Origin of the sequence: Plantactinospora sp. WMMB334, assembly GCF_049179095.1 — a bacterium.
Lineage (GTDB): Bacteria > Actinomycetota > Actinomycetes > Mycobacteriales > Micromonosporaceae > Plantactinospora.
Genome location: NZ_JBMHME010000002.1, coordinates 6,802,058 through 6,815,058, shown reverse-complemented (window position 1 = coordinate 6,815,058; position 13,001 = coordinate 6,802,058). Strand labels below are relative to the sequence as shown.

At 71.8% G+C, this 13,001-nt stretch carries 16 protein-coding genes; 14 read left to right on the top strand and 2 right to left on the bottom strand.

The genetic code is table 11. The annotated features are described in order from the left end of the window. The first annotated feature begins 146 nt into the window (after positions 1 to 146). Entirely contained in the window at positions 147 to 767 is a 621-nt protein-coding gene (locus tag ACN27G_RS29520; RefSeq protein WP_421495975.1) for a hypothetical protein, read from the top strand. 375 nt (positions 768 to 1,142) lie between these two features. Then, complete coding sequence (locus ACN27G_RS29515) at positions 1,143 to 1,700, top strand: hypothetical protein (protein WP_421495974.1); 558 nt, start codon at positions 1,143 to 1,145, stop codon at positions 1,698 to 1,700. 238 nt (positions 1,701 to 1,938) lie between these two features. On the opposite strand, the gene ACN27G_RS29510 is transcribed toward ACN27G_RS29515, so the two are convergent. Further along, positions 1,939 to 2,313 carry a hypothetical protein gene (locus tag ACN27G_RS29510; RefSeq protein ID WP_421495973.1) on the bottom strand — a complete coding sequence of 125 codons (375 nt, stop codon included), beginning with the start codon at positions 2,311 to 2,313 and terminating at the stop codon, positions 1,939 to 1,941. 94 nt (positions 2,314 to 2,407) lie between these two features. Between ACN27G_RS29510 and ACN27G_RS29505 the strand changes: the two genes are divergently transcribed. After that, positions 2,408 to 2,542 carry a hypothetical protein gene (locus ACN27G_RS29505; RefSeq protein WP_421495972.1) on the top strand — a complete coding sequence of 45 codons (135 nt, stop codon included), beginning with the start codon at positions 2,408 to 2,410 and terminating at the stop codon, positions 2,540 to 2,542. Here ACN27G_RS29505 and ACN27G_RS29500 read toward each other — a convergent pair. After that, on the bottom strand, positions 2,523 to 2,672 hold the full coding sequence (locus ACN27G_RS29500; RefSeq protein WP_421495971.1) for a hypothetical protein: 150 nt from the start codon (positions 2,670 to 2,672) through the stop codon (positions 2,523 to 2,525). The genes ACN27G_RS29505 and ACN27G_RS29500 overlap by 20 nt on opposite strands. Between ACN27G_RS29500 and ACN27G_RS29495 the strand changes: the two genes are divergently transcribed. The 11 genes from ACN27G_RS29495 (at position 2,671) to ACN27G_RS29445 (ending at position 12,897) form a co-directional block, all read left to right on the top strand. Further along, positions 2,671 to 3,237: an SAF domain-containing protein gene (locus ACN27G_RS29495; RefSeq protein WP_421495970.1), complete on the top strand. Its 567-nt coding sequence runs from the start codon at positions 2,671 to 2,673 to the stop codon at positions 3,235 to 3,237. The two genes, ACN27G_RS29500 and ACN27G_RS29495, sit on opposite strands and share 2 nt — an antisense overlap. Then, positions 3,234 to 4,040: a hypothetical protein gene (locus tag ACN27G_RS29490; protein WP_421495969.1), complete on the top strand. Its 807-nt coding sequence runs from the start codon at positions 3,234 to 3,236 to the stop codon at positions 4,038 to 4,040. Before ACN27G_RS29495 ends, ACN27G_RS29490 begins: the two co-directional genes overlap by 4 nt. Position 4,041: 1 nt before the next feature. After that, positions 4,042 to 5,325: a CpaF family protein gene (locus ACN27G_RS29485; protein ID WP_421495968.1), complete on the top strand. Its 1,284-nt coding sequence runs from the start codon at positions 4,042 to 4,044 to the stop codon at positions 5,323 to 5,325. Next, a complete protein-coding gene (locus ACN27G_RS29480) occupies positions 5,325 to 6,218 on the top strand; it encodes a type II secretion system F family protein (RefSeq protein ID WP_421495967.1) in 894 nt (297 codons plus the stop codon). Before ACN27G_RS29485 ends, ACN27G_RS29480 begins: the two co-directional genes overlap by 1 nt. Further along, on the top strand, positions 6,215 to 7,081 hold the full coding sequence (locus ACN27G_RS29475) for a type II secretion system F family protein (RefSeq protein WP_421495966.1): 867 nt from the start codon (positions 6,215 to 6,217) through the stop codon (positions 7,079 to 7,081). Before ACN27G_RS29480 ends, ACN27G_RS29475 begins: the two co-directional genes overlap by 4 nt. Before the next feature lie 45 nt (positions 7,082 to 7,126). Then, the gene (locus tag ACN27G_RS29470) at positions 7,127 to 7,330 is read left to right on the top strand and encodes a hypothetical protein (RefSeq protein WP_421495965.1); all 204 of its coding nucleotides are present in this window, start codon (positions 7,127 to 7,129) and stop codon (positions 7,328 to 7,330) included. Between the two features lie 26 nt (positions 7,331 to 7,356). Further along, the gene (locus ACN27G_RS29465; RefSeq protein ID WP_421495964.1) at positions 7,357 to 7,776 is read left to right on the top strand and encodes a TadE/TadG family type IV pilus assembly protein; all 420 of its coding nucleotides are present in this window, start codon (positions 7,357 to 7,359) and stop codon (positions 7,774 to 7,776) included. A gap of 83 nt (positions 7,777 to 7,859) precedes the next feature. Next, the gene (locus ACN27G_RS29460; protein ID WP_421495963.1) at positions 7,860 to 8,273 is read left to right on the top strand and encodes a hypothetical protein; all 414 of its coding nucleotides are present in this window, start codon (positions 7,860 to 7,862) and stop codon (positions 8,271 to 8,273) included. After that, positions 8,266 to 8,727, top strand: a complete 462-nt coding sequence (locus ACN27G_RS29455) for a hypothetical protein (protein WP_421495962.1) — start codon at positions 8,266 to 8,268, stop codon at positions 8,725 to 8,727. Before ACN27G_RS29460 ends, ACN27G_RS29455 begins: the two co-directional genes overlap by 8 nt. 34 nt (positions 8,728 to 8,761) lie before the next feature. Continuing rightward, positions 8,762 to 11,977 (top strand): BTAD domain-containing putative transcriptional regulator, encoded by a 3,216-nt coding sequence (locus ACN27G_RS29450; RefSeq protein WP_421495961.1) that lies wholly within the window; start codon positions 8,762 to 8,764, stop codon positions 11,975 to 11,977. After that, a complete protein-coding gene (locus ACN27G_RS29445; protein ID WP_421495960.1) occupies positions 11,974 to 12,897 on the top strand; it encodes a winged helix-turn-helix domain-containing protein in 924 nt (307 codons plus the stop codon). Before ACN27G_RS29450 ends, ACN27G_RS29445 begins: the two co-directional genes overlap by 4 nt. The last annotated feature ends 104 nt before the right edge of the window (positions 12,898 to 13,001 follow it).

Here is a 13,001-nt window from a genome sequence, read left to right as displayed (position 1 = left end):
CACCAAGAGTAACGGACATGAAAGAGAACACCTCGGCGGCCAGTAAATCGACAGAACAAGGGTTGAGGAGATCAAAAATGTCGTACCCGCACGATGACAACGGCCCACCCGCCATGCCACGCCAACCACAACTGCGGTTTCCCACTATGGTCCTCGTTCTCGTGGCGGCAATCGCCGTTGGATCCATCCTTGCCGCCGCGATCATCTATTTTTCCACGGACGGCCCAGATAAGGCGCCCCTGACAAGATCCTCCACGGATCTACCAAGCTCCCATTCGAGTCGGCTCTCGGTAGCACCCACGACCCGCGGCATATTCAGGACCGTGGAACACCCCTGCGCGGCGGTGAGTTGGGCTCCGATTGCGACGGAGGTCGGCAGGCCGGGTAACGATCCCCAGGAGAGCATTTCGTCTGCCGGAGCTGTGACAACGATGAGGTGCAGCGCCGCCATCGGCGAGGGCGAGAACCGCGGTGTGGCGATGGCCCAGATGACGATCGTTGACAACAGCAGTGCGGAAGGCATATACGAGGGTCTCCAGCGAGCAATCCCCGATGCTGTCACCCTGACGCCGATATCCGATCTGGGCACCGCAGCCTACGCGTATGTTGAGAAGGGCATTGGTCCGGCGGTAGTGACTTATGACGGGAATATGCATCTGAGACTCGTCTGGGTGCCGCTGCACCGCCAGCCACTCCCAATGTATGGCACCATGGCGCGAGCACTCGCAGAGGTTGCCCGTCAAGTACTTGAGTACCTCCGCGTCTGAATAGGCGTACCCATGAGATCAGCTCGGGCGGGCGGCGACCTACGAGAGCCACGGTCACGAGCCTTGGTGGTGGCCAAAACTGGGAGGTAACCGGCCTTGGCGATATTTGCGATCGAGCGACGCTTCGCCTCCGGCGACGACGTCGGTCGACAAAGGAGATTTCAGATGTCCTTTTTCTATTGTTTGGCGCGTAGGTGCGGTTTGGTGGCTCGAAGTGTAGTTGGCGGGCGGTGTCTCTGTTGGGCCAGCGAGCTGCGGGTGCGCCAGGTTCGGCTTCGTGTGTTGGAGCGGGCTTCTGCCCGGGACGTGGTACTGGAGGTCGCAGATGGTGGGGTTGCGTCGGGGGCGCGTGGGCGACGTGGTGGTGGGGGTCTCGTGGTAGGTGTCCGCTGGCGGCGTCGCGGGCTGGCCGCGTTCGCATCGGGTTTCGCGCTGGCGCTGGCGGTCGCTGGCTGCGGCGGCTTGGCACCTTCTGGCGGTGGCTCGTCGGCGCCGTCTCTGTCGGCGCCGCCGCAGAGCGCCCGTGGTACGGCGGAGCAGCAGGCGTTGGCTGCCTACCAGGGGATGTGGCAGGCGTATGCCACTGCGGGGTTGAGTGCGAATCCGGACGACCCCGACCTGGAGCGTTACGCGGCGGGTACCGCGCTGCAGACCTTGCGGGACGGTTTGAGGGGTTACCGCGACAAGGGCCAGGTGCTCAAGGGTGACCTGGTGACGAGTCCGCGGGTGTCCGGTGTGTCGCCGGACGTGGAGCCTACGTCGGTGACCGTTACCGACTGTGTCGATGACACGGCGTTTCTTGTGTACGCGCGCTCGGGTGAGCTGGTCAACGACATCCCTGGTGGGCGTCGCTTCACGAAGGCGACCGTGCGGAACGTCGGCGACGGCTGGAAGGTGACTGGTTTCGGGGTGCAGGCGGTTCAGACATGTTGAAAACGATCTTACGTGCCGCAGTTGTCATCGTTGTCGCCGTCGTTCTCGGTGTGTCAGGTACGGCGGTTCTCGCCGACGGGGGTGTCGGGGGCGTGGACTGCCAGCAGGAGCCGAGTTCGGCGGAGTGTGAGGTGGATGTCGGCACGCCAGGCGGGCCTGGCGGGGGCGACAGCGGCGATGCTGATGACAGGGTTGGCGGCGGCTCGGACGACGGCGACGACACCGGCGGGTCCTGCTACTACGAGCGGGTCGAGTCGCAGGCGCCGCCGCCGTTGGGGGCGGGTGCGGGTGCCTGGTACGTGCAGGTCTGCATGATCGGCGACGGGAGGGGCGCGGCGCGGTCGCAGCCGATGTGGATGGACGCTGCCCCGCGGGTCGCTCCTGAGGAGCTGGCGCGGGCGGCTCGGGCGAGGCTGCGGTTGCCGGCGCCCGCGATCCGCACGAACCCGGACGCGTCGAGGGTCAACGTGTTGGCGTATGTCCCGGTGTGGTTGTGGGTCGACACGTCGTGGGCGGCACGGTCGGCGACCGCGTCCGTGCCGGGCCTGTCGGTGACGGCGACGGCCACGCCGACGAAGGTCGTCTGGGGGTTGGGTGACGGCACGTCGGTCACCTGTGGGCGGGGTACCGCGTGGACCGCCGGTACCGATCCGCGCCAGCCGTCGCCGACGTGTGGGCACGTCTATGACTGGCCGGCCACTCGCAGGTTGACCGCGACGATCGTCTGGCGGGTCGCCTGGGTCGGCGGTGGGCGGTCCGGTACGGTGCCGAACCTGGCCACGACGGCGGAGACGATGGTGACCGTCGTGGAGGCCCCCGCGATCAACGCCGGTGGGCGGTGAGCGCGTTGACCACGGTTTCCGCGGTGTCGGCCCGGCCGGAGCGTTCCGGTGCCGCTTCGGGGCACCGGGCGAGACCGGCGTCGCCGGGCGGGCCGCTGTTGCGGCGGGGTGTCAGTCCGCTGCGGGTCATGCTCGCGGTGTTGCTGGTCCTCGGGTTCGCGTTGGCCGGCGCGGTCGTCGCTGATCGGGTCGACAGCCGTCTGCCGGTCCTGGCCACCGCCCACCAGATCAACGCTGGGCAGGTGCTCACCGCAGCGGATCTCACGACCGTGCGGGTCGCCGCCGACAGTGTGGTCGCGACGGTGCCGGCGGCGGATCGCGGCAGCGTCGTGGGCAGGACGGCGGCGGTTCCGTTGGTGGCGGGAGCGTTGCTGTCGCCGGCCCAGCTCGGCCCGGCGGCGTGGCCGGCGGCGGGGCAGGCCGTGGTCGCGGTCGGTGTGGAGCCGGGGCGTCTGCCGTCCGCGCTCGCCCCGGGCAGCCGCGTGTTGGTGCTGGTGATTCCCACGTCCACCCCGACCGGTACCGGCGCCGCCCCGCAGCCGGTGCAGGCGGAGGCGACGGTGTGGTCGCTGGACGAGGCGGGTGACCAGTCCGGTGACAGCGTCGTGTCGCTGCTGATCGCGGAGGCGGACGGGCGCCGGGTGGCGGCCGCGGCCGGCGAGGTGACGCTGGTGCAGCTCGGGATGGGGCGGTGACGCGCATGCTGATCGCCGTCGGGTCCGTCAAGGCCGCGCCGGGCGCCACCACCCTCGCGTTGGGTCTCGCCGCGCTGTGGCCGCGACCGGACTGTGTGGTGATCGAGTGCGACCCGTCCGGTGGTGACCTGTGGGCCCGCTTCGGCCACCATCCCGAACCAGGTCTGTCCGGGCTGGCCGCCGCGCCGCCGTGGCGGGGACCGATCCCCGAGTCCTTCCGGCAGCGGTTGTCTGTCGGCGCGGATGCGGTCCTCGCGATTCCGGGCGACGGGGCCACCGCGGCGGTGCGCACGCTGGTGGACAAGTCGATCGGCACGTTGCGGCAGGCGGCGACGAGCGCCACCGTGGTCCTCGACGTCGGCCGCCTGGACCGGGGCAGCCCGAGTATCGCGCTGGCCGCCGCCGCCGACCACGTGCTGCTACTGGCCGCGCCGACCCTCGCCGAGCAGGCGCAGGTCGGTGCGCGGCTGCCGTGGCTGACCCGCACCCTGGCCGGCCGGCTGTGGCTGGTCCGCGCAGGCCGTGGGGGGCACAATTCCTACGAGCTGTCCCGCGATCTTAATGTCTCGGTCATCGGCACGGTGCCTCGCGGACGCTGGGGCGCCGGCGTGCTGGCGGGGCAGCTACGCATCCCCAACTGGCGGCAGCTGAACGTGGCGCGGGCCGTTGCCGGTATCGCCGCGACGCTGTGCGCGCTCGACCCCCAGGAGCCGGCCACTGTCGCGTGGCGGGTTCCCGACGTGCGGGTGGTCCCGCCGGTCATCGGCGACCGCGCGGATACGCGCCGGGATGCGGTGCGTTGACATGCCGACCCGGTGGAAGGTCTCCCCGCACCAGACGGTCGTCGCCGCGCTGCGCGCCGAGATCTCGACAAGGCTCACCTCGGCCGACATGTCGGCCGAGGAACGTGACGCCCGGGTCGGCGAGCTGGTGGCCCAGGTTCTGGACGAGCACGCCCGTGCCAGTCTCGCCGGTGGGCGGATGCCGCTGGATCCGCCGGCCGAGAGGCACGTCGCGGCGGAACTGCGCGAGGGGTTCACCACGCTCGGCCCGTTTGAGCCGTTGCTGCGCGATCGGCGGGTCACCAACGTTTTTGTCAACGGGCCGGTCGTCTGGGTGGTACACGGCGACGGCAGCAAGCACCGGATGCCGCCGCTGTTCACCTCCCGGCAGGAGATGATCGAGCGGATCCGTGACATCGCCGCCCGCTCGGGGGTGGACGAGCGGCGCTTCGATCGCGGCATGCCCCGGGTCAGTGTCCGCCTGCCTGACGGCTCCCGGATGTTCGCCACCCTGCTGGCTCGGGAACCGTCCGTGTCGATCCGCCGCTACGCCCTGCTCAACGCCTCCCTGCACGAGCTGGCCACCGAACACCAGCTTACGGACCCGGTGCTGCGGGACCTGCTGATCGCGATGGTGCGCGCCCGTAAGAACCTGATCATCTGCGGCGGCCCGTACACCGGCAAGACGACGGTCCTGCGGGCCTGCGCCAAGGCGATCCCGGCGACGGAGCGGATCGTCACGATCGAGGACACCGACGAGTTGGCCCTGGACCTGGACCCGGACCACCCGGACTGTGTGGCGCTGCAGGCCCGCGAAGCCAACATGGAGGGCGAGGGCGGCGTAAGCCTGTCCGAACTGGTGCGCTACGCCCTGCGGATGTCCCCGGACCGGGTGTTCCTGGGCGAGGCTCGCGGTGGGGAGGTCGTGCCGCTGCTCAACTGCATGTCGCAGGGCACCGACGGCTCCATGGCCACGATCCATACCAGCAGCAGCCGACAGGCCTTTACCAAGCTGATGGTGTACGCCACCCAGTCCGACGAGCGGCTGCGGTTCGACGACACGGCACCCCTGGTCGGGGTAGCGGTGGACTTCGTGGTGCACCTGGCCTGGTCGTCGCAGAGCCACCGCCGGGTGGTCTCCAGCGTCCGGGAGGTGTTGCACGCCGAGGGCGCCGAGGTCATCTCGAACGAGATCTACCGGCCCGGGCCCGGCGGGGCGGCCGTGCCCGCCGCGCCGATCCGCGCGGACACCGTCGACGAGCTCGCCGCCGCAGGGTTCAACCCCGACCTGCTGCGGAGCTGGTGATGCGTGCCCTGTTCGCGTTGCTCGCCGCCGGTGTCGGCCTGGCGCTGCTGCTGCTCGTCGACGGGCTGCGGGGCCGGCCGGAACGCCGGCGAGCGCCGCGGGCCGCCCGGCGTGCCGGCCTGGGGCTAGCCGTAGTGCGGTTGGCCGGTGTCGTGGGGGTCGCGGCCGTGGTGGGTGCGGTCACCCGCTGGCCGGTCGCCGCGCTGCTGGCAGGTGTCGCCGTGTACGCGCTGCCGGCGGTGATCGGCCCCGACCGGGCCCAGAAACGCAACCTGGCGAGGGTGGAGGCGATCGCCGCGTGGGCGGAGAACCTGTCCGGCACCCTGCGCTCGGCCGCCGGCCTGGAACAGACCATCGTCGAGACCGCCGCCGTGGCGCCGGCCGAGATCCGCGACGAACTCGCCACGCTCGCCGCGGCGCCGCGCGCCGGGATCCGACTGCCACAGGCGCTGCGCACCTTCGCCGAGGAACTGGCCGACCCGACCGCGGACCTGGTCGCGAACGTGCTGCTGCAGGCCGCTGAACACGAGGCCCGCGACATCTCCGGCAGCCTCTCCGGCGTCGGCCGCTCCGCCCGCCGGCAGGCCTCGGCCCGGCTGCGTATCGCGACCGGCCGGGTCCGCATCCGCACCTCGGTACGGATCATCGTCACCGTGGTGCTCGGCAGCGCGGTCGGGCTGGTCATGTTCGCCCGCGACTTCCTGCAGCCGTACGATAGCCCGTTCGGGCAGGTGGTCCTCGCCGTCATCGGCGCGGGCTTCGCCGGCTGCCTGCTGTGGATGGTCCGCATGGGACGCATCCCCGACCTGCCCCGCATCCTCACCAACCCCGGTGGGCCCGCGACAGCCGATACGACGCCCCGGCCAAGCATGCGGCGGGAGACGATCTCATGACCACACTGATCGTCCTGGGTGCGCTGCTAGGCGCCGCGGTGGCTTGGCTGGGCGTGAACCTGTCCCCCCGCGGGCCGTCCGTGGCGCAGGCCCTGGACGCGGTCCGCCGCCCGCCGGTGCCGCCACCGGTCGGCGTGCACCGCGCCCGGCAGGCACTCGCCGCCCCGCTCTACCAGCTGCGGCTGCCCCGCGCGCAAACCCTGCGCGACCTGGCCGTCGCCGACCGCGATCCCACCACGTTCCTGGCCACCCAACTCGGCCTGACCGTCCTGGGCCTGCTCGCGCCGGCCGCCACCGTCGCGGGGCTGAACCTCATGGGCGCCGGCGTCGGCTGGCACGTCCCACTCGGCATCGGCGTGCTACTGGCCGCGGGCGGCTACGTCACCGCGGAGGCGTCCGTGCGCGACGACGCCGAAAAGCGTCGGCTGCTCATGCGCTACACCATCGCCGCGTTGCTGGACGTCATACCGACGTCGCTGGCCGCCGGCGCCGGGATCGAGCAGGCGATGACCAGCACCTCCCGGAACGCCTCCGGGTGGGCGGCACACCGTATCCGCGACACCCTCGCCCACGCCCGAGACAATCACCAGCCCATCGCCGAGGCGCTGCGGGACCTCGGCGAGCAGACCGGGGTCGTCGAGCTCGAACAGCTCGCCGGCAGCCTGCACCTGGCCGCCGGTGAGGGCAGCCGGATCCGCGAAGCCCTCATCCGACGCAGCGAAAGCCTCACCGACCGGCTCACCGCCGACCTCGAGGCCAGAGCCGAATCCGCGACCGAACGAATGTCCCTGCCACTGATGGCGCTGACCGGCCTGTTCCTGCTCGCACTCATCTACCCCGCGCTCGCCGCATTTCAACCCTGACCCACAACCGACCACCCCGCACGATCGATGAAGGAGGACTGTTCCATGCGCAGCACGCTGCGGGCGCTCGTCGCCCGCCTCACCGCCCTCGGCCGGCACGCCGCGGCGCTGCGGGAGAGCCCCGACCGCGGAAGCCACGCCGTCGAGTACGCCATCGGCATCGGTCTCGGCGCGGCGGTGATCCTCGCCCTCTACGCCTCCTACAAAAGCGGCGTCGCGGGTGTTGTGACCGGCTGGGTCTTCCAATAGCCGCCTCAGCGCGAGGGGACACAGACATGCACACCGGCACCGCACACGGCCCCGCCGGAATGCCCGGTGCGGCGGTCCGGCGGCGACGGCGCGGTGACCGCGGGTCGACGCCGGTCGAGTTCGCCATCGGCGCCCCGGTGATCGTCGGGCTGCTCCTGCTGCTCGTCCAGGCGTTCTTCTGGGGCATGGGCAACCTGGCCGCGCACGCCGCCGCCGACCACGCCGTGCAGACGGCCCGCGTAGCCGGTGGCACCGCCGCCGCCGGCCACACCGACGCCGCCGAAATGCTCTCCCAGCTCGGCGGCGAGTTCGTCGACAACCCCACCGTCACCGTCCACCGGGGCACAGACACCACCACGGTCACCATCCACGGCACGACGCACGGCCTGCCCATCCCGGTCACGGTCACCGTGCAGGCACCCACCGAACGGATCACCACCCCATGACACCTCAGTGGCACACCCGAGCCAGGCGACGACCACACCGCACCGCGGCAGGCCGGCTCCGCGGCGACCGCGGGACGGTCGCGGTGGAACTGGCCATCGGTGTCCCGATGCTCGTCCTCGTCATCCTGATCACCTCCGCCTCCTTCGTGATGGCCCGGACGAACCTGCACGTCAACGCCGCCGCCTCCGCCGCCGCGCGGGCCGCGTCGCTGGCCCGCAGCACGCACGCCGCCAACCGCGACGCCACCGACGCCGCCGAGGCCAACCTCGCCGGCCGCTGCGACAGCCTGGGCATCGACGTCGACACCGGCGGATTCCGCCGCGGCGGCCTGGTCCGGGTCACCGTGTCGTGCCGGGTAACACTCCGCGGGCTCACCGGCATCGGACTACCGGGCGCCACCACCGTCGCCGCCACCGCGACCAGCCCCATCGACGTATACCGGCACCTCGAACCGGCCGCCGGCACACCGCCGCGCGAGGGCGGTCGGCATGCCTGAACACACTCCGCCGCCGCCGGCCACACCCGCCCGCCGCAGGCCGCAGCCGTGGCATGGCGACACCGGCGCGGTCACCATCCAGGTGCTGTACATCGCGGTCATCGGGCTGCTGTTCGCCGCCGCCCTCTACGGCGGCGGCACCCTCCTCGGCGCCCGGTCACACGGCTACAGCTTGGCCCAGTCCGCGGCCCGCGCCGGCGCCCAGCAGATCGACCTCGCGCTGTACCGCAGCATCGGCGAGGTACGCCTGGACCCCGCCCGCGCCGCCCAGGCCGCCAGGCAGTACCTGACCGCCGCGGGCGCTGACGGCACCGTCGACAAGGTCACCGCCGCCGAGATCACCGTGACCGCCACCAGCCGGCAGGCCACCCCGGCGCTGCGCCACTTCGGGTTCGCCACGGTCACCGTGACGGCCACCGCCACGGCCACCGCCGCCGTCACCCCGGCCGACTGAACCCGCAACCGAACAACGGCAAGGGAGGAACGTCATGCTGGCAACACACCGGCTGGGTCGGGCCGCCGTACGCGCCGGCAGCGGCATCGTCACGCTCGCCGTCGTCGCCGGCATCCCCGCCGGCCTCGTCCGGATCATCGGCTGGCCCTTCCCCCACGACCTGCCCACGAGCTGGGACGAGATCGCCGCGCTCCTCGTCGGCGGGTTCCCCGACACCGCGGTCGTCGGCCTCCTCACGGTCGCCGTGTGGCTGGTGTGGGCCGCGTTCTGCCACGCCCTCGTCGTGGAGCTGGCCGCCGCCCGCCGCGGGCACCCCGCCCGCCGGATCCGGCTGATCTCCCCGATGCAGTCCCTCGCCGCGCTGCTTGTCGCCGGACTCGCCGCCGGACCCGCCACCGCCGCCACCGTTGCCGTCACCGCCCCCACACCGGCGGCCACGCCGTATACCGCCGGCCCGACCGCACCCCCGCCCGGCCGCGCGGCCACCCCCGTCGTCGCCTGGCCGTCCCACCTACCGGGCACCGCCGCCAGCGACGCCACGCCCCGCACCGTCCCGGCAACGCCCACGACAACCGCCAGCCCAGCCATTCCCGACGGTGTGACCAGCCTGCCGCGGTTCGCGCTGGCCGCCCACGCCGGACCGGTGCACCTGACCGCCGCCGGCAGGCAGTACACCGTGATCGTGCAACGCGGCGACACCCTCTGGGACCTCGCACACCAGTGGCTCGGCAACCCCCACCGGTGGCCCGAGATCTACCACCTCAACACCGACCGGTACGACGAGCACGGCCGCATGCGCGGCGGGCACCACATCGAGCCGACCTGGAAGCTCGTCCTGCCCGACGACGCGACCCCGCCCGCCGGCACGAAACCCGGCACCTTCATACCACCGGCCACCACGCCGACCAGCCCGCCAGCGGACACCGTCCCGACAACGCCGCCCACCACACACACCCCACCGGCGACGGTCACACCACAGCCCTCGACGCCGTCCGGCCCACTCGCGCCCGGCGACGACGGGGTGGTCGGCGACCACCCCGGCCAGACACCACCACCGGCCACCACCCCACGACCAGCCGACGCGCCCGCACCGGCCAGCACCACCGCAACCGCCGGCGAACCGGCAAGCTCGACGCCAGATGCCGCACCGACGCACGCCGACCCGTCGCCGCCGGGAGTGTCCCTGACCGGCAACAGCTGGATAGACCTCGGCCTGGCGCTCGCGATCGCCGCCGCCGCCAGGCTCGTGTGGCGGCTGCGGCGACGCCGCTACACACCCCACCCGGCCGGCGCCCACACCCGGCACGACGACCCGGACCTGACACCGCTGCCCGACGTGGTGACCCGCATACGCCGCAACCTGCGCACACCCGCACCGGTCGACCACCACCACACCACCGGCGACCTGACCCACCACGCCGACGACCCCCGAACCGAACCGGACGAAGCCGTTGACAGCGACAGCGACACCGACACCGACACCGACACCGACGCCGACCCGGAACTGACCGACGACGTCGGCGACCACGCCCCGGCTGACCCGCCGCCGCTGAACCTGCCCGCCCTCGGCAACCCGATGCTCGCGGCGTGGCCACCAGCCGGTCTCGGGCTCACCGGCGCCGGCGCCGAAGCGGCAGTACGCGGCTTCCTCGCCTCCGCGCTCGCGACCGGCGGCGACGACCCCCACGGACGAGGCAGCGTGGTGCTACCCGCCGCCACACTGGCCACCCTGCTCGGCGCCGCCGCCGTGCACGTGCCGGACACGCCGCGGCTGACCGTCACCGGCGACCTTGCCGCGGCCCTGGAACTGCTGGAAGAACAGACACTGCACCGGACCCGCCTGGTGTACGGGCATGAGGTAGACACCGTCGCACAACTACGCCAGGCCGACCCCGACGAGGAGCCGCTACCACCGATCCTGCTCCTGGCCGACACCACCGTGGCGCACGAGCGCACCCGCATCACCGCGCTGCTCGCCCAGGGCCAGCGCCTCGACATCCACGGGGTCCTGCTAGGCCAATGGCCCGACGGCAACACCGTCGTCGTGGCCACTGACGGCACCACCACCCCCGGCGAAGGCGAGAGGTCCCGCCACGGCAACCACCCCGCCGACATCGGCCGGCTCACGGTCATTACCGCAGCCGAAGCCGCCGCCCTCCTACCCACCCTCGCCGAGTCGCACACCGGCCTGCCCCAACCGCCGGCACCCGCCGAACCGCGCCCGGCCACGCCACCTGCCACGACCGCGCCAGCGGCAGGCCAACACCCTCAACCAGCAGATGCCGATCCCACCGCCGGCCGGGCCGAAGAACCCACCGGCCCCGCGGCCGTTGGACGACGAACCGGTGACGCCCCCGCAGCGGACGCGACCACGCGCCAACACGTGGCCGGCCCGGACACGGCGGCGGCCCCGGCCCCGGTGGAGCAGGCCCGCGGCGACGGCCCGGACCTGCCCGACAGCCCTGGCATGCACGGCGCGGACGACGGCCCCGGCGTCGTCGCGGTCAAGGTACTCGGACGGCCGGCCATCGTCGGCGCAGACCCGGACCAGCCACTACGCGCCAAGGCCATGGAACTACTGGTCTACCTCATCGCCGCCCGCGACGGCGCCGCCACCGTCGACGCGATGAAAGAGGACCTGGTGCCCGACGCGACCGTGTCCAAGGCCCCGAACCGCATCCACACCTACGTATACGCGTTACGTCAGGCACTGCGACGCACCGGCGGACAAGCCACCTACATCAGCCACCCGCGCCACCGGTACGTGCTCAACCGCGACGCCCTCGACGTGGACCTGTGGCGGATGCGCGACGCGCTCGCCGTAGCCGAAACGGCCACCGGCGCGCAGCGAGTCGCCGCGCTGCGGCTCGCCGTCGCCGCCTACCGCGGCCCATTCGCCGAACACGCCAACTACGAGTGGGCCGAGCCCTACCGGGAAGCGATCCGACGCCAGGCCCTCGACGCCCACCTCGCCCTCGCCGACACGCTAGGCGACCAGCCCGACGAAGCACTCACCGTGCTGGACAAGGCCATCGACCACGACCCATACGCGGAAGAGCTGTACCGGGCGGCGATGCGCCGACACGCCGACCTCAACGACATCGACGCGATCACCGACCGACTCGCAGAGCTGACCCGCCGGCTCGAAGAACTCGACACCGAGCCATCCGACGAGACCAGCGAACTGGCCCGCGCGCTGACCAACGACGTACGCCGCCACGCCCGCCGCAAGCCAGGCGCCGCCGCATGAGCACCACCCCGATACCCACAACAGCGGTATGGTCCACCGGACATCGGCCCGCCGCACCGGTCACCATCGGCGGCCTCAAGCGCATCCGCTGGGCAGTCCGAGCCACGCTGCTACTCGGCGTGGCCGCGTCCGTGGCAGCCAACGTGCTGCACGCCCTGCCGCACCTGGTCAGCCAACTCATCGCCGCATGGCCACCGATCGCGCTGCTGCTCACCGTCGAACTGATCTCCCGCGTCCCGGTCCACCGCAAGCTCCTCGCCGCCATCCGCCTGCTCGCCACCACCACGATCGCCGCAATCGCTGCCTGGGTGTCGTACTGGCACATGGTCGGCGTCGCGACCCGCTACGGCGAAACCGGAGTGTCCGCCTACCTCCTGCCAATGTCGGTCGACGGTCTCGTCGTCGTCGCCAGCATCAGCCTCGTCGAACTGTCCGGCCGGCTACACGCCGCCCAAACCCTGTCACCGTCGATTGCACCAGCAGGCGCAGTCGCCACCACAACGCCGGCCGACGACACGCCCGCCGACGACCCGACACCGAGCGAAGCGACCACTTACGCGCAGACCCACCAGCACGACCCGGCAATCGGCCAGCGCCCGCCATCCCGGCACAAGCCCGTCGCTGATCATCCGTCGTCTCTCGGCAGCGGCCCGGATTCCGACGATGACGGACCGCACGCTAAGCACGGCCACACCGACGGTACGCCGCAACGCCACCGCCGCAGCGCGATAACGAGAAAGGCGATCATCGACACCTACCGACAAGACCCGACCATGCATACGACCGCCATCGCCGAAAAGGTGGGAACCTCGGAACGCACCGTGCGCCGCTACCTCAACGGCTTCCGCGCCGGCGCCGACACGAATCCACCCAACGGCAACAACAGCACCGGACACAGCTACCGCGACGGCCCTCCGTAACGTAGAACACGGCCGCCAGCCTGCGTCAGGGCCTCCCACTCCCAGGCCAGTCACCTTCCACGCATGCGCCGTTCGCGCACTCGGCACTGCCGTACACGACCTGT

Coding starts and splice junctions, on each gene's coding strand:
- ACN27G_RS29450 (WP_421495961.1), top strand. CDS start 8,762: ATGCTGGCAACACACCGGCTGGGTCGGGCCGCCGTACGCGCCGGCAGC.
- ACN27G_RS29495 (WP_421495970.1), top strand. CDS start 2,671: ATGCTCGCGGTGTTGCTGGTCCTCGGGTTCGCGTTGGCCGGCGCGGTC.
- ACN27G_RS29445 (WP_421495960.1), top strand. CDS start 11,974: ATGAGCACCACCCCGATACCCACAACAGCGGTATGGTCCACCGGACAT.
- ACN27G_RS29475 (WP_421495966.1), top strand. CDS start 6,215: ATGACCACACTGATCGTCCTGGGTGCGCTGCTAGGCGCCGCGGTGGCT.
- ACN27G_RS29470 (WP_421495965.1), top strand. CDS start 7,127: ATGCGCAGCACGCTGCGGGCGCTCGTCGCCCGCCTCACCGCCCTCGGC.
- ACN27G_RS29465 (WP_421495964.1), top strand. CDS start 7,357: ATGCACACCGGCACCGCACACGGCCCCGCCGGAATGCCCGGTGCGGCG.
- ACN27G_RS29520 (WP_421495975.1), top strand. CDS start 147: ATGGTCCTCGTTCTCGTGGCGGCAATCGCCGTTGGATCCATCCTTGCC.
- ACN27G_RS29500 (WP_421495971.1), bottom strand. CDS start 2,672: ATGACCCGCAGCGGACTGACACCCCGCCGCAACAGCGGCCCGCCCGGC.
- ACN27G_RS29455 (WP_421495962.1), top strand. CDS start 8,266: ATGCCTGAACACACTCCGCCGCCGCCGGCCACACCCGCCCGCCGCAGG.
- ACN27G_RS29485 (WP_421495968.1), top strand. CDS start 4,042: ATGCCGACCCGGTGGAAGGTCTCCCCGCACCAGACGGTCGTCGCCGCG.
- ACN27G_RS29480 (WP_421495967.1), top strand. CDS start 5,325: ATGCGTGCCCTGTTCGCGTTGCTCGCCGCCGGTGTCGGCCTGGCGCTG.